Origin of the sequence: Sorangium sp. So ce693, assembly GCF_051521375.1 — a bacterium.
GTDB lineage: Bacteria > Myxococcota_A > Polyangia > Polyangiales > Polyangiaceae > Sorangium > Sorangium atrum.
On sequence record NZ_CP150347.1, the window covers coordinates 9,108,717 to 9,125,492 of the forward strand.

A 16,776-nucleotide genomic window follows, 5' to 3' on the forward strand; every position below is an offset into this window, starting at 1 on the left:
GATGGAAATCTCCCGCCCCACGATATTTATTCTCGCGGTGAGCCGGTTCGAGGGCGCGCCGCTACTGCCTGACAGACGTGCGCCTGGCTGGCTGGGTCGAAGTACCCACCGAGTTCCTTGCGGCCTCCGCGGACATCCGTGGCGGTCGCCGTGCCGGGATCTGGGCAACGCAGATCGTGGGCGTCCGATGTGATATTGACTCCACTCCAGGTCATCTGGTGGGCCGTCGCCGCAGTCCGGGTGTACAGGGACCTCGCTGCCCGCTGCCTCGCGCGGCTCACTCCGAGGGTGTCGGCGACGATCGCACCACACCCCGCGCTGGGGCCAGCGCAGCTTGCCGGAACGACCCCCCCGGCGGCGCGCGCTGACCGCCTTGCGCCGGGAACCTCCGCTCGGTACTGTGCTCGCTCATCACGACTGATCTGCGAAGTCACGAGCCCTCGGAGCGATGACGTCGTGCGTAGAGCCAGCCTTGCCATCGCTCCGTCAGAGCGTGGCGGTACTGACGCAAGTGAGGTGGCTCGCGCGCTCATCGAAGGGGAACCATGGGCGGCAACCGCGGTGTGGAACGCACATGCGCCCAAGGTGTTCCGGATCGTCGCGCGCGTGCTCGGGCCCGGCGCGGACGCAGAGGACGTGACCCAGGAGGTCTTTGTTCGCGTGTTCTCCAGAGTATCCGGGCTGAGAGACCCCGATGCGCTGGGGAGCTTCGTGTTCTCGGTGACCGTCCGACTCCTGAAATGGGAGCTCCGCCGCAGGCGCGTGAGGCGCATCCTCCAGCTCACGGACACTGCCGAGCTCCCGGAACAGGCGGTCGAGCCGGCGGACAGCGAGGCGCGCGAGGCGCTGGGCCGCCTCTATGCGATCCTCGACACGCTGAGCGCAGACGACCGGACCGCGTTCGTGCTCCGCCACATGGAGGGGATGAGCCTGCCGGAGATCGCGGAGGCAACCGGCATATCGCTGGCCACCGTGAAGCGCAGGCTCAGCCGGGCAACGGAGCGCGTGTCGTCCCAGGTCGAGAAGGACACGTCCCTCGCCGCTTACTGCATGAGAGCGGAGGCGCAGGATGACTCTTGACGAGGAGAAGGACCCGGCGCTCGGCCCGGAGGCCGCGCGCGCGGTCGAGCTGGCTCGCCGGTCGCTCGGCATGATGTCGCCCCAGCAGCGTGTCCAGGGGCTGCTCCGCGTGACGGAGCGGACGGCGAGGCGCCCGGGCTTCCGGCTGTCGCCCCTCCGGGCCGGAGCGCTCGCGCTCGCAGCGGCCGCCGCGGTCCTTCTCGGCGTCAACGTGTGGCAGCGAGGAGCGCGCTCCGATCGGCTCTCCTACGAGGTGGAGGGCGGCGCCGTGCAGCAGGACGGCTCCGTCCAGGCGGACACGTCGAGCCGTCCGAAGGTCCGGTTCTCCGATGGCACCGAGGTGCAGCTCGCCGAGATGGCGCGCGCGCACATCGTGTCGGTGGACGAGCAGGGCGCCAGGGTCGCCCTCGACCGGGGAGAGGTCCACGCGCGCGTGGTCCATCGGTCGGAGGCGCAGTGGCTGTTCGACGCGGGGCCGTTCCTCGTGACCGTGACCGGGACGGCCTTCGCGCTTTCCTGGGCGCCGGAGGACGAGCGCCTCGATCTGCGGCTCGAGAACGGCGCCGTCATCGTCAGCGGACCGCTGTCCGGCAAGCCGATCGCGGTGCGCGCCGGGCAGTGGCTGACCCTGCGGCAGCGCACGGGAGAGGTCCTCCTGCGCGATCTCGATCTTCAGCAAGGCGCGGAGGCGTCGCCGGCGCCCGCCCCGGCGCCGCCCGACCGCGCCGAGGAGCCCAGCGCAGCGCCGGTTCCGGATCCGCCCGGGACCCCCGCGGGCCCGACCGCGGCGGCGCTCTCGGCCGAGCCGAGGCGCGACTGGGCCGGGAAGCTCGCGGCGGGGAAGCTCGACGCCATCGTCGACGAGGCGCAGCGCCGCGGGCTCGGCGTCTCGCTCGCGGAGAGCAGCAACGAGGAGCTCTCGGTCCTCGCGGACGCGGCGCGGTACACGAGGCGGAACGACGTCGCGCGGCAGGCGCTCCTCGCCCAGCGCCGGCGCTTTCCGGCGACGCAACGGGGCAAGGAGGCGGCGTTCCTGCTCGGCCGCCTCGCGGAGGCCCAGGAGGGAGGCGCCGCGGCGCTCGCCTGGTTCGAGACCTACCTCAAGGAGGCTCCGCAGGGGGCTTATGCCTCCGAAGCGCTCGGGCGAAAGATGGTGATCGTGCAGCGGCTCCACGGCGACGCGGAGGCCGAGGCCGTCGCGCGGGCGTACCTGAGCCGGTTCCCGGGCGGAACCTACGCGCAGGCGGCGCGGGCCCTCGCTCGAACGCCGTGAGGCTCGCGCGGGCGCAGGCGCTGGCCGGGGCCCTCGCGCTCCTCCTCTGCGCGGCGAGCCCCGCGGCGTCGGGGGAGCCTGCGCGCGTGGTCCTCGTGCGGCCAGGCGCCGCCGATCCGTCGATCTCCGAGGCGCTGATCCGCATCCGCGGGGAGCTCGTCGCCGACGGATTCGACGTGGAGGTCCTCGATGCGCAGTCGGCCTCCGCCCCCCGGCCGACGATGGACGACGCCGGGCAGCAGGCCGGCTCTGCGGCCCTGATCGGGCTGTTCCTGGCGCCGGATGGTCAGGCCGCCGAGCTCTGGGTGGTCGACCCGCGGACGCACGAGACGCTCGTGCGGCGGATCGACACGCGCGGCGAGGCGCGGGAGCACATCGTCGAGGTGCTCGCGGTGCGCGCCGTCGAGCTGCTCCGCGCGAGCCTGCTCGAGCTCCTGATGTCCTCGCAGCGCGCGCCCGCGCCCGCGCCCGCCGCCGCGCCGCCCCCGAGCAAGGTGAGCGAGCAGGTGCCTCGACAGGCGGAGCAGCCGCGCGTCCACGCGTCGCGCCGATCGACCTGGGGCGTCGAGCTGGGGGGCGGGCTCCTCGCGAGCCCGGGCGGCATCGGCCCGGCGCTGCTCCTGGTCGCGCGTCTGCGCTTCGCGCCGATCGGTCCGCTCGAGGCGCGCCTCTCGTTCGCCGGGCTCGGGACGGCGCCGCGCGTGGTCGGGCCGCAGGGCAGCGCGACCGTGCAGCAGCGGTTCGGGCTCGTCGAGCTCGCGGCGCTCCCCTGGCCCGAGCTGCGCTTGCGCCCGAGGTTCTCGGTGGGCCTCGGGGCGCTCCATGTCGCCGTCGACGGCGAGGCATCGTGGCCGTACCGGGGGGTCCACAGCGCGCAGTGGGCGTTCGCCGCGGACGCCGGCGCCGGCGTCGAGCTCGGGATCGTGAGGCGGCTCCACGTCGTCGCCGAGGCGCACGCGCTCGTCGCGCACCCGTATCCGGTGGTCCGCTTCGTCGAGACCGAGGCGGCGCGCGGCGCGCGCCCGGCGCTGCTCGGCAGCCTCAGCCTCGTGGGGTGGCTTTGATCGAAGGACGAGCGGCGTCACGGCTCCGGTTCGCCGGTGGTGCCCGCACCGGCGTCGGCGCCGGTTCCGACCGGGTTCAGCGTGAACAGCTGGCTGCTGCCGCCGCTGGAAGCCGTCTGGAAGAGGGCGGTGCGGTCGGTCGGCGGGGAACCGTGAGCGTCGATGACCTTGCCGCTTAGGCGCGACGTGATGCGGACGGCACCGCCGCCGAGATCGGTGACGGACCATTGCTGGCCGGGATTGCCGTTGCAGGTGAGCAGGACGATGAACGCTCCAAGTTCACGATCGACGCCGACACCTGGATTCCCTGGGAAACGCCTACACTCCAGTCGTCGTGCTCGTCGCGAGCCGCGCCCGCAACCAGCCGCGCCTCGCCAAGAACGCCGGACAGAGCCAGGCGGCCGAGGGTGGGTGCAGCGCCAGGCGCGACGAGGAGCAACGACGCGATCGAGACAGCTCAAGGACCCGCGTCGCGCGCGCGGTACTCGGCGATCATCTCCTTCGTCACGTCGCGATCATAACAGAGAGGCGCTGCGCCTCCCGGCCGCGAATAAGCGCTGCGCTTGCCGCATTGTCTGCCCGCTCGATCGGTATCGTAAGGACACGGGCAGCTCCCGCTGTACGCCGCTCGTGACTCGGCGATGAGAGCCTTCCGGATCGCGGCGTCCGTCTTCGGGGCATCTGCCTTGGCCGACGACGCTGCAAACATCGCCATTCCAACGATGAGCCAGTACCCATGCCGCATAAACTGGCATCGTACCGACCCTCCGGAACCTCACAACACGTTCTTTCGTTCAGGTGCCCCGTGTGTTCACATCGGCTGAACGGCTCCCTCGTGGGGCCGTCACCGCCCTCTGTGCCAACGTCGGTTGAGACAGGCTCCCACTGGAAATCTGTGGTGAGAGGGCGGAGAATGGACCTGACCCGCGCCGAAGAACACCAGGCGATCGACGCGCAGCACGTTCGCCTCGTTCTCGTTGCCAGACGCCCGGGTTACCCAGCGTGCGATCGACCTGCTCGACGCCACTCTTCGCCGTGATCTTCGCCAGATTCGCGTAGAATCGAGCGGAGTGAACAGGTCGTCGACGTCGTGTGGACCTCTCATCGATGCACCGCAGCGGTCGCTCACCCAGGCCGGTGAGCAGCTCGAGCTGCGCGCGAGCTGTCAGGTCGTCGAGGCGACGGCGGATGTCGCGGTAGGCTATTGGAGCTCCCTGGCCACCGCGGTCTGGATGAAGACGACCCACCCGCACCACGCCGCCTCCTTGAGGGCGGCGATCGTGGGGGCCCAGGCAAGCTCCCCGTCCCGCAAGGTGTGGCTCCTGCAGATCGTGACCCCTGAGGCCATCGTACCCGACACGCGCAGCCGCAGCGCCCTCGCCGGGATGTTGTGTTCGGTGGATGGCATCGTGTCCCACTCGGCGGTGATCCACGTCGGTTCGGGCTTCCGCGCGTCCATCGTGCGCAGCATCGTCACGGGGCTCAACGCCCTGGGACGCCAGCAGTTTCCACATTGTGTCTTCGCCAGCCTCGAGGAAGGCGTCGCCTGGCTGGCCACCCACGGCCTGCCGGACCGGGAGGCCGCCCATCGCGACCTCTCGGCGTTCCATGACGCCGCGGTCGCGGGCCAGCTCACGAGCGTTCGGACGTGAGCGCCCGGCCCAGGGGAATCGTGGCCTCGATCCTCGCGTTCCCGCGCGTCCGCCGCGCCACGTTCTCGACCGATCGAGAGACTCTCCTCGTCTTGACGGGCGCGCCGCGACCAGGGATCCTCGCCGGCATGCGTTTCGCCGCGTTCGGGGTGATCCTGTTGCTCGTGGGCAACGCGCACGCCCAGTCGACGGCGCCGGCGCCCGCCGTCGACACCACGCGGCGCGACGTGGGCACCGGCCTCTCCGTGGGCGGGCTGGTCCTCGGCTCCGTCGGAGCAGGCATGTTCTTCCTCACCCGAAAGAGCGGCGACGACTCCTGTGGTTGCGCGTCTCGCGCATGGGTCTTTCCCACCGTGCTGATGAGCGCCGGAGGCGCGATGGTCCTCACGGGTGTACCGCTCTGGATCACGGGTCAGATCAAGCTCGATCGCGCCACGACTCAGGCGGAGCTGCAGCTCGGTCCGCTCGGCGGAAGCGTCCGGCTCCTGTTCTGAAGGCGCGCGACGCTCGCCCCGCCGCCCCCGCCGTCACGTGACCGCGGGCCCCGCGGCGAGCCCGCCGCTCACCGCTCCACCGGCGCCCCGTCGCGTATCCCGAGCGTCTCCTCGCGCGCCGACAGGCACGCCTCGCTCCCCACGACGAACGCGCGGCAGTTGTCCGGCCTGATCTCGTAGATGGCGCAGCGCCGGTCCTCGCAGAGGTGCTGGCACCGCCCGCTCGCCGCGAAGCGCAGCGTGATCTTCCCGTCCCGCGCCCGCCGCACGTAGGTGCGCCCCGTGAGGTCGCCGCGCCCGGCCCCCCGGAAGCGCGCGAGGTCCACCTCGTCGAGCACCACGTTGGCGTCGTGGCAGCAGGCGCCGCACGCCAGGCAGTCGAGCGCCACCTCGCGGAGCGCCCCGGGGTGCGTGCTGTCGCGCTCGCACCAGTCGAGGACCGAGCCCTCGTACTGCCGCTTCACCCGCGCCGTCGCGAGCCCCTTGGCCGGCCCCTCGCTCACGCGGCGAAAGCGCTGCTGCTCGATCGACAGGAGCGACCACAGCCCGAGCTCCGTGAGCTTCCCGTCCTCGCCGATGGAGAGCAGCAGGTCCACCCGTTCGTCCGGCAGCACGATGGCGGCGTGCCCGCCGGCCCTCACGTGCGCCGCTGCGCGGCTCAGGAAACGCGGGCGAAACCGCCGCCAGACGGGGCGAGACACGACGTACGCGGACATCGGGGCGCATCTTCGCGCTCCAGCCCCGCGCTGCCAAGCCCCGCCCTCGCTCGACGGCCGCGCTGCGCTATGTTGGAACGGTGCGACATCGCAAGAAGATCGTCATCGTGAAGACCGGTGAGCCCGTCCCCCCGGTCCTCGAGCGGCGCGGTCAGTTCTCCGTCTTGATCGAGCAGACGATCGGCGCCACCTGGAGCGGCGGGTACGCCACCGTCGACGCCCGCACGGACGAGCTCCCCGCCCCCGACGCCCCCGAGACAGCCGCCTTCGTCGTCACCGGCTCGTCGGCCAACGTCCCCCACCGCGAGCCCTGGATGCTCCGCTGCGAGGCGTGGCTGCGCGGCGTCGTGCACGCCGGCACCCCGACGTTCGGCATCTGCTTCGGCCACCAGATCCTCGCCCAGGCCCTCGGCGGCGAGGTCGTCCGCAACCCGCGCGGCCGCGAGATCGGCAGGATCCGCGTCCAGCGCCGCGCCGACGACCCCCTCTTCGACGGCCTGCCGTCGAGCTTCGAGACCCACGCGACCCACGTCGACACGGTCGGCACGCTGCCCGAGGGCGCCACGAGCCTCGCGTTCACCGAGCTCGACGACCACCAGGTCATCCGCTTCACGAGCGCCTGCTACGGCGTGCAGTTCCACCCCGAGATGGACCACGACGTCATCGCCGGCTACATCGCGTGGCGGCGCGAGATCCTGCAGGCCGAGGGCCACGACGTCCCGGCGCTCCTCGCCCCCATCGCGCCGGATCAGCTCGGCACAAGGACGCTGCACAATTTCATCCGGCACGTTGTCGTGCGCGGCGCTTGATCCCTACACAGCCGACCTGACCGGGGTAGTCCATCCCCTGACTGACGCGCCGGTCATCTCGACCTGACGCGCCGGTCAGTCCCCGCGCGACCTGGCCCGCCGACCGCGCGGCGGGCTCGCCCGCTCCGGCGCCTCGCCGGGGGCGTCCCCCGCCGCGGGCACGGCGCGCTCGCCCTCCGGGCGCCGCGCCTCGAGCCCGGCCGCGGGGTCCATCCGGAGGTAGCCGCGCCGCAGGAAATCGTGGAGCGCCGTGACGATCCGCTCGCGCGGGCGGGCCTGCTCCTCGAGGGCGTTCTCGAACAGCACCTCCTTCAGCGCGCCGATCGTGAACGTCGCGTAGAGCTCGGTGTCCCCCGGCTCGATGACGCCGAGCCGCTGCCCCTCCGCGAGGCTCTGCTGCAGCAGGAGCTTCACCTCCTGCCGGAAGGCCCGCAGCTCCTTGACGAACGCCGGGTCGAGCCCGGCCGCGTGCGACAGGAGGATGCTCGTCAGCGCCGGATCGTCGAGCAGGACGGCCACGATCGCGCGGATGTTGTGCTTGACCTGCGCCTCGACGTCCGCCGACGGGTCCACGCGCAGGATGGCGCCGCCGAGCCGCGAGAAGAGGCCGCGCACGAGCTCGCCGAACACCGAGCGCTTGTCGGGGAAGTAGAGGTAGAACGTCCCCTTCGCGACCTTCGCGAGCGCGACGATGTCGTCGACCTTCGCCTCGTGATACCCCTTCTCGGAAAACACGGTACGCGCCGCGCGGAGGAGCGCTTGGCGGCGCTCGGCCTTGTCCATGGGCCGGTCGCTTTACCATCACCGGCCCGCCATCTGGGGATCGATGTCTCCCCTCCGGCGTCGAGCAGGCCCGCCGCCTGAAAAGTTCCGGAAAGTTCGCGGCACAGCGCACGACACGCGGACGCCGAAGGGAACGGCGCGCAACCAAACGCAACCAGCCGCAACCGCCCGCCACCGAGCGCCGCGTCGGAACCTTGCACCCTGGACGCAGCGACGGCCGGAGATGGCCGAAAAACAGCGTTTCGCGACGACCAAGACGCACCGGATTGCTTGATTTCCAGGGCACCCCGTTGTAGCCATCACGACTGACCAGCCAGTCAGTCGGACGCTGGGGACCGGCGACGGCGGTGGGAGGAGCCCCGATGGGAAGGCAGATCCAGGAACCGGTCGTGGTCGGCATCGACGTCGGCTCGACGACGGTCAAGGCCGTCGTGCTCGATCCGCAGACGCTCGAGATTCTCTGGAGCGACTACCAGCGGCATCAGACGAAGCAGCCGGAGAAGGTGCTCGAGCTCCTCGAGACCATCGAGGCGTCGTTCCCCGCGTCGCCGAGGGACAGCTGGCGGGTGTTCATGACGGGCTCCGGCGCCGCGCCCCTCTGCCCGGGCCTCGGCGCCAAGTTCGTCCAGGAGGTCAACGCGGTCACGCTCGCTGTCGAGAACCTGCACCCGGACGTGGGCAGCGTCATCGAGCTCGGCGGGCAGGACGCGAAGATCATCATCTTCCAGCGCGACGAGAAGACGGGCGACAAAACCGCCGCGCCATCGATGAACGACAAGTGCGCCTCCGGCACGGGCGCCACCATCGACAAGTGCATGATCAAGGTGGGCCTCCCGTCGTCGGAGGTGGTGAAGATCCACTTCGACGACTCGAAGCTCCACCACGTCGCCGCGAAGTGCGGCGTCTTCGCCGAGACGGACATCGTGAACCTCGTGAAGAGCGGCATCCCCTCGACGGAGATCCTCTGCTCCCTCGCCGACGCGATCGTCCTCCAGAACCTGTCGGTGCTGACGCGCGGCTCGACGCTGAAGCACAAGGTGCTCCTGCTCGGCGGCCCCAACACCTACCTCCCCTTCCTCCAGGAGTGCTGGCGCAAGCGGATCCCCGAGACCTGGGACGAGCGCGGCTACAGCTGGCCGAAGGACCGGCCGGTCGAGGAGACGATCTTCGTCCCGGAGAACTCGCAGTACTACGCGGCGTTCGGCGCGTGCGTGTACGGGCTCAAGGAGGCGCCGGAGGTCGGCCTCTACGCCGGCAAGGCGGGGCTCATCGAGTACATGACGAACGGCAGGAAGGCCCGGCTCGGCGAGAGCGCGGGCCCGCCGCTCGTGAAGACCCGCGACGAGGTCGACGAGTTCCGGAAGCTCTACAGCATCCCGAGGTTCACGCCGATGAAGCTCGCGCCCGGCCAGGTGGTGCGCGGGGTCATCGGCCTCGACGGCGGCTCCACCTCGTCGAAGGCGGTGCTCATCGACGAGGACGGGAGCATCGTCTGCAAGGCCTACCAGCTCTCCAAGGGCAACCCGATCCAGGACGCGAAGGAGCTCCTCTCCCAGCTCCGGCAGTACGTGCTCGATCAGGGCGCGACGCTCGAGGTGCTCGGCTTCGGCGGCACCGGGTACGCGGCCGACGTGCTCCAGGAGTGCATGCGCGCCGACGTCAACATCGTCGAGACCGTCGCCCACATGATGAGCGCGGTGAAGTTCTTCGGCGACGTCGACGTCATCTGCGATATCGGCGGACAGGACATCAAGGTCCTGTTCATGAAGAACGGCGATATAGCGAACTTCCGCCTCTCCAACTCGTGCTCTGCGGGCAACGGCATGCTGCTCCAGGCGATGGCCGACCAGTTCGGCCTGAAGGTGACCGACTACGCCGACACGGCGTTCGGCGCCGAGCTCGCGCCGAAGTTCAGCTACGGCTGCGCCGTCTTCCTCGACACGGACCGCGTGAACTTCCAGAAGGAGGGCTTCTCGAAGGAGGAGCTGCTCGCCGGCCTCGCCCAGGTGCTGCCGAAGAACGTGTGGCAGTACGTCGTGCAGATCCCGCGGCTCGCGGCGCTCGGCACGCGCTACGTGCTGCAGGGCGGCACGCAGTACAACCTCGCGGCGGTCAAGGCGCAGGTCGATTACATCAAGGAGCGCGTCCCCGGCGCCGAGGTGTTCGTCCACCCGCACACCGGCGAGGCCGGCGCGCTCGGAGCCGCGTTCGAGACCCTCCGGGTCGTGAAGCGCAAGGGCCAGTCGACGTTCATCGGGATCGACGCGGCGATCGCCCTCGAATACACGACGAAGAACGACGAGGAGACGGTCTGCCACTTCTGCCCGAACGAGTGCAAGCGGACCTTCATCGACACGAAGCGGCCTGACGGGACGACGAGCCGCTACATCTCGGGCTTCTCGTGCGAGAAGGGCACCGTCGAGAGCGAGCAGGCGATGCTCGCGCTCGTCGCCGAGCGGAAGAAGATCGCGAAGCAGTTCCCGAACCTCGTCGACTACGAGTCGAAGCTCGCCTTCCGGCACTTCTACGCCACGGCGCCGCTCCCGGAGGACGGCGCGCCGGTGAAGGACACGGTCGTCAAGAAGGGCTTCCTCGGCATCCGCCGGGTGGAGACGACGCGCCCGTTCCGGCGGAGCGGCATCGAGGTGCGCGAGCGCCTGCGCCGCGTCCGCATCGGCATCCCGCGCGTCCTCAACATCTACTCGACCGGCCCGTATTACCGCGCCTACTTCGAGGCGCTCGGCGTCCCCAAGCAGAACGTCGTCTTCAGCGACGCGACGAGCGAGGAGATGTGGGTCGAGGGCGGCAAGTACGGCTCGATCGATCCGTGCTTCCCGTCCAAGGTGGCGCAGGCCCATGTCCACAACCTGCTCTTCCACCACCACTCGGACGAGAAGAAGCTCCATTACATCTTCTTCCCCATCCTCACCCATGTGCCGAGCTTCGGCGAAGGGGTGATGGACAAGACGAGCTGCCCGATCGTCGCGGGCGTGCCGGACGTCATGAAGGCGGCCTTCACGAAGGAGGTCGACTTCTTCAAGACGCGCGGGATCGAGTACCTCGATCCCGCGCTCACGTTCTCCGAGATGACGCTGACGGCGCGCCGGATGTTCGAGACCTGGGGCCCGCGGCTCGGCATCACCGAGGACGAGAGCGATCACGCGCACCGCGAGGGGATGCGGGCGCTCTCGCAGTTCGAGCGCGATCTCCAGGACAAGGGGCGGGCGATCCTCGAGACGGTCGAGTCCGAAAATCGCGTCGCCATCCTGATGATCGGCCGTCCGTACCACTCCGACCCGGGCCTGAACCACGGCATCCCGGAGGAGTTCCAGGTGCTCGGCTATCCGATCCTCTCGGTGCGGTCCGTCCCGCGCGACATGGAGTACCTCGCGAGGTACTTCAAGGACGAGATCGCGACGGGCCAGCACCCGCTCGACATCAACGACGTCTGGCCGGAGAACTACTCGGCCAACAGCGCGCAGAAGGTCTGGGCGGCCAAGTTCGCCGCCCGCCACCCGAACGTCGTCCTGCTCGATCTCTCGAGCTTCAAGTGCGGCCACGACGCGCCGACGTACGGGATCATCGACAGCATCGTGAGCTCGAGCGCCACGCCGTACGCGGCGCTGCACGACATCGACGCCAACAAGCCGGGCGGCTCGATCAAGATCCGCGTGAAGACGTACGCGCACAGCCTCAAGCTGCACGAGGAGGCGCTCGAGGACGCGGCGAAGAAGAAGGCGCAGCTGGTCCAGCGCATCGAGGAGAAGCGGCTCGAGCTGCTCCAGCTGAAGCGCGACCAGCAGGCGGCGCGCAAGATCACGGATCCCGCGCTCGAGCGGGAGATCGCGGCGCTCGCCGAGAAGGTCCGGAGCTACGTCGCGCCGGTCTCGCCGCCCGAGGCGCAGAAGACGGGCCTCGTGCAGCTCAAGAAGAAGCAGTCCGACGGGACCGTCGTCCCCCTGGAAGCCTGAACCACGTCGAAGGTCGAGGGGGGGACGGCGGGGCCGCCCCTTCCAGCATCCAAGCGAAGGGAAGCCACGCCATGCAACACACGAGCACGACGAGCACGACCACCACGCAGAAGACGCGCCTTCCTCTGGTGGGCGAGGCGCGATCCACCAAGACCGACGTCGACATCGAGGCCGAGCTCAGGGCCTTCGAGGAGGCCGAGCGGGAGCGGCTCGGGCTCAAGGCCGAGCGGCGCCAATGGGTCGACAACATGCTCAAGCCGAAGATGACCAAGAAGGAGCGCGACAGCGTGACGCTCCTCATCAGCGGCCTCACCGCCGCGCAGGACTTCCTGTGCGAGGGCGCGCTGAAGGGCCTCGGCTACAACGTCCACTACTTCGGGATGAGCGACAACGCGGGGCTGCAGACGGGCAAGGAGTTCGGCAACCGCGGCCAGTGCAACCCGACGTACTTCACGGTCGGCGGCCTCGTGAAGTACCTCATCGACCTGCGCGACAAGCAGGGGATGTCGACCGAGGACATCATCAAGAACTACGTCTTCCTGACGGCGGGCGCGTGCGGGCCCTGTCGGTTCGGCATGTACGTGACCGAGTACAGGAAGGCGCTCCGCGACGCCGGCTTCGACGGCTTCCGGGTCATGCTCTTCCAGCAGACGGGCGGCCTCTCGCAGGCGACGGGCGACGACGTCGGACTCGAGATGAACCCCGCGTTCTTCATCGCGATCATCAAGGCCATCGTCTGCGGCGATACGCTGAACGCGCTCGGCTACCGGATCCGGCCTTACGAGGTCGAGCCGGGCGCGACGAACCGCGCGATGGAGAGCGCGAAGCGCATCCTCTACAAGGCGCTCTTCGAGCAGACGAACGTGTTCAAGGCGCTCTACGAGGCCCGCAAGGAGTTCGAGGGCGTCCGGGTGGACAAGCTCCGGCCCAAGGCGAAGACGTCGATCATCGGCGAGTTCTGGGCGATGACGACCGAGGGAGACGGCAACTACGCCCTGCAGAGGTTCCTCGAGAGCGAGGGCGGCGAGAACGACATCCAGCTCACGACGGCGTGGCTGCTCTACAACATCTGGGAGTGCGCCCGAGACACCCGCGAGCGGCGCGACCTGCGCGGCGCCGACGAGGGCAATTACGGCCTCGCCGGCCTGGACGAGTTCGGCGTGGCGAAGCGCCTCGCGACGATGCGGCTCGCGGAGGGGGCGCTGCGCGTCGGCTTCCAGGCGTTCGCGCTGCCGCTCGGCCTGCTCGACTACCACCTTCCGGACATGGACCTCGTGGCGGAGGTGGCGAAGGACTACTACTCGAACGACCTCCGCGGCGGCGAGGGGCACATGGAGGTCGGCAAGCTCATCGTGAACGCCGTGAAGTCGAAGGCGCACGTGACGGTGAGCGTGAAGCCGTTCGGCTGCATGCCCTCGTCGGGCGTCTCCGACGGCGTCCAGTCGCTGATCACGTCGCGCTACCCCGGGACGATCTTCTGCGCGGTGGAGACGAGCGGCGACGGCGCGACGAACTTCTACTCCCGCATCCAGATGTACATGTTCAAGGCGCGCATCCTGGCCGAGCAGGAGCTCACCCGCGCCTACGAGGAGGCGGGCGTCACGGAGGCCGAGGTGCGCGCGTTCCTCGCGAGGAACCCGAAGTACGCGAGCCCGCTCCACCACGCGCCGCATCGCGTCGCCGGCTCGGCCGCCAACCTTGTCTACGAGGTGGCGCCGCTCATCAAGCAGACGGCCGCCGAGCGCGCCATGGGCAAGGCCAAGGCGGCGGCGGGCGCGCTCCGCGACGCCGTGATGGCCGCCCCGGCCAAGGCGAAGGCGGCAAAGGAGTTCCTCACGGACCCGGAGACGCTCGCCCGGGCGCGCGAGGACGTCGCGCTGCTCCGCGACATCGTCGGCGGCAAGGCCGCGGAGCGGTTCAGCCCGCTGGTCAAGCGCCTGGCCGGCAAGGCGTACTTCGAGAACAACCCCGAGGTGAGCCACGTGAGCCACGCGGCGAACAGCGTGGAGCCCATCGCCGCGGAGTGAGGCGGACGAGGCGGACGCCGCCGGGCGAGCTGCGCCCGGCGGCTCCCCGGCCTCTCGCGCCTTTCCGCGCCTCTCCGCGCCTCTGCCCGATCGACGCACCGCCCCACCCGCCGCGCGCCGTCCGGCCGCGACGCACGCGCGAAATTCTGCTAGATATCGCGCGCCATGACCGAACTGCGCTCGTTGTCTCCCGATGCTCTTGCCTCGCTCACCCGTGAGCTCGAGGCGCGTTTCGCTGCCTTTGAAGCCCGCGGCCTCAAGCTCGACATGACGCGCGGCAAGCCGTCGTCCGAGCAGCTCGATCTCGCGAACGGCATGCTCGCGCTGCCCGGCGCGGGCGACCTCATCGCCTCGGACGGCTCGGATACGCGCAACTACGGCGGCCTCGACGGCCTGCCCGAGATGAAGGCCATCTTCGCCGAGATGCTCGAGGTCCCCTCGGAGCAGGTCATCGTCGGCGGGAACAGCAGCCTGACGATGATGCACGACGCGGTGGTCCGCGCGCTCGTCCACGGCGTGCCCGACGGCAGCGGCCCCTGGGCGAAGCAGCCCAAGGTGAAGTTCCTGTGCCCGAGCCCCGGCTACGATCGTCACTTCGCGATCTGCGAGCACCACGGCATCGAGATGATCACGATCGACCTGCGCGACGACGGGCCGGACATGGATCAGGTCGAGAAGCTCGTCGCCGAGGACGCGGCCATCAAGGGCATGTGGAGCGTGCCGAAGTACTCCAACCCCACCGGCACCACGTACAGCCCCGAGGTCGTGCGCCGGCTCGCTGCCATGAAGACGGCGGCCCCGGACTTCCGCCTCTTCTGGGACAACGCCTACGCGGTCCACGACCTGTACGCCGAGGGCGACAAGCTCGCGAACATCGTGCCGGCGTGCCAGTCCGCGGGCCACCCCAACCGGCCGTTCGTCTTCGCCTCCACGTCGAAGATCTCGTTCGCCGGCGCCGGCGTCGCCGCCATGGCATCCAGCCCCGCGAACGTGGCGGACGCGAAGAAGCACCTCGGCATCCAGACCATCGGTCCGGACAAGGTGAACCAGCTGCGGCACGTGCGGTTCTACAAGGATTACAAGGGCTTGCTGAGCCACATGCAGCGGCACGCCGAGCTCATGCGGCCCAAGTTCGAGGCGGTGACGACCACGTTCGAGCGCGAGCTCGGCGGCAAGGGCATCGCCAGCTGGACCTCGCCGCGCGGCGGCTACTTCGTCAGCCTCGACACCCTCGACGGCTGCGCGAAGGAGGTCGTGCGCCTGGCCAACAAGGCGGGCGTGAAGCTGACCGGCGCCGGCGCGACGTACCCGTACGGCCGCGATCCTCGCGACCGCAACATCCGGGTCGCGCCCTCGATGCCGCCGCTGGATCAGATCCGCGTCGCCATGGACGTCGTCGCGGTCTGTGTCCAGCTCGCGAGCGTCCGCAAGCTCGCTGGCTGATCGCCGTCATCGTCGCTCGCCCGCATTGCGATCGACGCACCGCAGTGCAAGGGTGGGCGCTCCCTCCTCCTGGAGCGCCTCACCATGCAGCAACTCACCGTCGAAGGTCAGCAGAGAGTTTCCGACCTGTCACAGCGCTATTTCGTCAGCACCGACGCGGTGATGACGCTGTTGCAGGCGCTCGTGAACGGCCATGGAACCATGGCGCAGTTCTACCACCCCGAGCTGGGCGGCGGAGGGCAGTGGATGCAGGGCGGCATGACCATGGTCGGGGACATGTTCAACAACGGTCTCAAGGCCAAGGTGGATGGCCTGTGCTCCGAGCTGTCCAGTCTGCTGGCCAACCAGCCGTTCGTTCCAGCGCCCCCGAGCTATCCATCGCAGGGCGGCCAGCAGCAACAGCAAGGTGGCAGTGGAGGTTTCGGGGGATCGCCGGTCAGCCTGTTCGTCCCGGGGTCGGGAGGGGGCTCGGGCAGCTGGTGGCCCGGGGAGCTCGGCGTGCCGAGCTCCAGCGGATCGCAGAACAACGTCCGATATGCCTACTTCCCCGGCGCGCGGCGCCTGGCCGTCGAGGTCAACGGGCGCGTCAGCGTCTACGACACGCTCGATCACCAGATCGGCGGCGTGTCGCAGCAGCAGGGATCAGGGTCGTCGGTGACGTTCACAAGCCAGTACGGCGTGGTGAGCGTGATGAGCTTGCCAATCATCTCCGGCGACCTTGCCGTGAAGCAGGCGCCGATCGCCCCGCCCGCTCCGGCGCAAGCGCCCGCTCCGGCGCAGGCGGACGCCGCCCTCCCCCGCCCTGCTCCGGCGCAGGAAGGGGATATCTTCGCCGCCATCGAGCGACTCGCCGATCTTCGGCAAAAGGGGTTCATCACCGATCAGGAGTTCGCTGCAAAGAAGGCAGAGCTCCTCAGCAGGATCTGAGCGCGAGGAGAGGACGGTCGCCGAGGGCGACGAGGAGCGGGCGGCGAGCACCGGACGAGCGCCGGAGAGGAGCGCTCGCCATGCTCCGTCATCCCTCACCCGCCGTGACAGACCGCTTCGACGTTGTGCCCGTCAGGATCGCGCACGAACGCACCGTAGTAGCCCGGGTGGTACTGCGGCCGCGGCCCCGGCGGACCGTTGTCGACGCCTCCAGCCGCCAGCGCGGCCCGGTAAAACGCGTCGACGTCGGCCCGTGTCTTCGCGACAAAGGCGACATGCAAGCCGCCCTTCAGGGGGGTTCCCGTGCCGATCCAGAAGTCCGGCTTCCCGTCGGCCCCCAGGCCGGCGTGGCTGCCCGCGCCCCCGGTCATCTCGGGCGTGATCTCCATCAGGAGCCCGTAGCCAAGGGGGGCCAGGGCCGCCTGATAGAAGGCCTTGCTCCGCTCATAATCCGATACTGGAAAACCGATGTGGTCGATCGCCATGCGCGCCATCATCGCCCAAACGGGCGCGCACCGGCCGAAGAAATGGGGCTGC

The 16,776-nt window shown here is 69.8% G+C and carries 15 protein-coding genes; 10 read left to right on the forward strand and 5 right to left on the reverse strand.

Annotation, left to right across the window (positions count from 1 at the left end; genetic code table 11):
- Nucleotides 1-561: 561 nt before the first annotated feature.
- From WMF14_RS33985 to WMF14_RS33995, 3 genes are read left to right on the forward strand one after another with little or no spacing between them, the layout of a single operon-like run.
- Nucleotides 562-1,080 carry an RNA polymerase sigma factor gene (locus WMF14_RS33985; RefSeq protein ID WP_272095181.1) on the forward strand — a complete coding sequence of 173 codons (519 nt, stop codon included), beginning with the start codon at nt 562-564 and terminating at the stop codon, nt 1,078-1,080.
- Nucleotides 1,070-2,353, forward strand: coding sequence for a FecR domain-containing protein (locus WMF14_RS33990; protein ID WP_437792988.1), 1,284 nt, complete (start codon nt 1,070-1,072; stop codon nt 2,351-2,353). The genes WMF14_RS33985 and WMF14_RS33990 overlap by 11 nt, the downstream gene beginning before the upstream one ends.
- The gene (locus tag WMF14_RS33995; RefSeq protein WP_437792989.1) at nt 2,350-3,417 is read left to right on the forward strand and encodes a hypothetical protein; all 1,068 of its coding nucleotides are present in this window, start codon (nt 2,350-2,352) and stop codon (nt 3,415-3,417) included. Before WMF14_RS33990 ends, WMF14_RS33995 begins: the two co-directional genes overlap by 4 nt.
- A gap of 17 nt (nt 3,418-3,434) precedes the next feature.
- Here WMF14_RS33995 and WMF14_RS34000 read toward each other — a convergent pair whose 3' ends face one another.
- Nucleotides 3,435-3,878 carry an RICIN domain-containing protein gene (locus WMF14_RS34000; RefSeq protein ID WP_437792990.1) on the reverse strand — a complete coding sequence of 148 codons (444 nt, stop codon included), beginning with the start codon at nt 3,876-3,878 and terminating at the stop codon, nt 3,435-3,437.
- Complete coding sequence (locus WMF14_RS34005; protein ID WP_437792991.1) at nt 3,875-4,132, reverse strand: hypothetical protein; 258 nt, start codon at nt 4,130-4,132, stop codon at nt 3,875-3,877. Before WMF14_RS34005 ends, WMF14_RS34000 begins: the two co-directional genes overlap by 4 nt.
- 262 nt (nt 4,133-4,394) lie before the next feature.
- Between WMF14_RS34005 and WMF14_RS34010 the strand changes: the two genes are divergently transcribed.
- Together WMF14_RS34010 and WMF14_RS34015 are read left to right on the forward strand one after the other, a co-directional pair.
- Nucleotides 4,395-5,069: a hypothetical protein gene (locus tag WMF14_RS34010; protein WP_437792992.1), complete on the forward strand. Its 675-nt coding sequence runs from the start codon at nt 4,395-4,397 to the stop codon at nt 5,067-5,069.
- On the forward strand, nt 5,066-5,563 hold the full coding sequence (locus WMF14_RS34015) for a hypothetical protein (protein ID WP_437792993.1): 498 nt from the start codon (nt 5,066-5,068) through the stop codon (nt 5,561-5,563). Before WMF14_RS34010 ends, WMF14_RS34015 begins: the two co-directional genes overlap by 4 nt.
- Before the next feature lie 68 nt (nt 5,564-5,631).
- Here WMF14_RS34015 and WMF14_RS34020 read toward each other — a convergent pair whose 3' ends face one another.
- Nucleotides 5,632-6,279: a YkgJ family cysteine cluster protein gene (locus WMF14_RS34020; RefSeq protein WP_437792994.1), complete on the reverse strand. Its 648-nt coding sequence runs from the start codon at nt 6,277-6,279 to the stop codon at nt 5,632-5,634.
- An 80-nt stretch (nt 6,280-6,359) separates the two neighbouring features.
- Between WMF14_RS34020 and WMF14_RS34025 the strand changes: the two genes are divergently transcribed.
- Nucleotides 6,360-7,088 carry a glutamine amidotransferase gene (locus tag WMF14_RS34025; RefSeq protein WP_437792995.1) on the forward strand — a complete coding sequence of 243 codons (729 nt, stop codon included), beginning with the start codon at nt 6,360-6,362 and terminating at the stop codon, nt 7,086-7,088.
- A 75-nt stretch (nt 7,089-7,163) separates the two neighbouring features.
- On the opposite strand, the gene WMF14_RS34030 is transcribed toward WMF14_RS34025, so the two are convergent.
- Nucleotides 7,164-7,871: a TetR/AcrR family transcriptional regulator gene (locus WMF14_RS34030; protein ID WP_437792996.1), complete on the reverse strand. Its 708-nt coding sequence runs from the start codon at nt 7,869-7,871 to the stop codon at nt 7,164-7,166.
- Nucleotides 7,872-8,233: 362 nt separating this feature from the next.
- On the opposite strand from WMF14_RS34030, the gene WMF14_RS34035 reads away from it, so the two are divergent.
- The 4 genes from WMF14_RS34035 to WMF14_RS34050 all read left to right on the forward strand — a co-directional run bounded on the left by WMF14_RS34035 (nt 8,234) and on the right by WMF14_RS34050 (nt 16,239).
- Nucleotides 8,234-11,842, forward strand: a complete 3,609-nt coding sequence (locus WMF14_RS34035; protein ID WP_437792997.1) for a BadF/BadG/BcrA/BcrD ATPase family protein — start codon at nt 8,234-8,236, stop codon at nt 11,840-11,842.
- A 71-nt stretch (nt 11,843-11,913) separates the two neighbouring features.
- Complete coding sequence (locus tag WMF14_RS34040) at nt 11,914-13,869, forward strand: 2-hydroxyglutaryl-CoA dehydratase (protein ID WP_437792998.1); 1,956 nt, start codon at nt 11,914-11,916, stop codon at nt 13,867-13,869.
- Between the two features lie 165 nt (nt 13,870-14,034).
- Nucleotides 14,035-15,312, forward strand: coding sequence for an aminotransferase class I/II-fold pyridoxal phosphate-dependent enzyme (locus WMF14_RS34045; protein ID WP_437324189.1), 1,278 nt, complete (start codon nt 14,035-14,037; stop codon nt 15,310-15,312).
- An 84-nt stretch (nt 15,313-15,396) separates the two neighbouring features.
- Nucleotides 15,397-16,239, forward strand: a complete 843-nt coding sequence (locus WMF14_RS34050) for an SHOCT domain-containing protein (RefSeq protein WP_437792999.1) — start codon at nt 15,397-15,399, stop codon at nt 16,237-16,239.
- A gap of 95 nt (nt 16,240-16,334) precedes the next feature.
- Here the strand turns inward: WMF14_RS34050 and WMF14_RS34055 are convergent, their stop codons facing one another.
- Nucleotides 16,335-16,724, reverse strand: a complete 390-nt coding sequence (locus WMF14_RS34055) for a VOC family protein (protein WP_437324191.1) — start codon at nt 16,722-16,724, stop codon at nt 16,335-16,337.
- Between the last annotated feature and the right edge of the window lie 52 nt (nt 16,725-16,776).

What these genes read in the sequence shown, in the direction of transcription:
- WMF14_RS33990 (WP_437792988.1), top strand. Translation starts at nt 1,070, where the DNA reads ATGACTCTTGACGAGGAGAAGGACCCGGCGCTCGGCCCGGAGGCCGCG.
- WMF14_RS34055 (WP_437324191.1), bottom strand. Translation starts at nt 16,724, where the DNA reads ATGGCGATCGACCACATCGGTTTTCCAGTATCGGATTATGAGCGGAGC.
- WMF14_RS34035 (WP_437792997.1), top strand. Translation starts at nt 8,234, where the DNA reads ATGGGAAGGCAGATCCAGGAACCGGTCGTGGTCGGCATCGACGTCGGC.
- WMF14_RS34020 (WP_437792994.1), bottom strand. Translation starts at nt 6,279, where the DNA reads ATGTCCGCGTACGTCGTGTCTCGCCCCGTCTGGCGGCGGTTTCGCCCG.
- WMF14_RS34045 (WP_437324189.1), top strand. Translation starts at nt 14,035, where the DNA reads ATGACCGAACTGCGCTCGTTGTCTCCCGATGCTCTTGCCTCGCTCACC.
- WMF14_RS34005 (WP_437792991.1), bottom strand. Translation starts at nt 4,132, where the DNA reads ATGGCGATGTTTGCAGCGTCGTCGGCCAAGGCAGATGCCCCGAAGACG.
- WMF14_RS34040 (WP_437792998.1), top strand. Translation starts at nt 11,914, where the DNA reads ATGCAACACACGAGCACGACGAGCACGACCACCACGCAGAAGACGCGC.
- WMF14_RS34050 (WP_437792999.1), top strand. Translation starts at nt 15,397, where the DNA reads ATGCAGCAACTCACCGTCGAAGGTCAGCAGAGAGTTTCCGACCTGTCA.
- WMF14_RS34030 (WP_437792996.1), bottom strand. Translation starts at nt 7,871, where the DNA reads ATGGACAAGGCCGAGCGCCGCCAAGCGCTCCTCCGCGCGGCGCGTACC.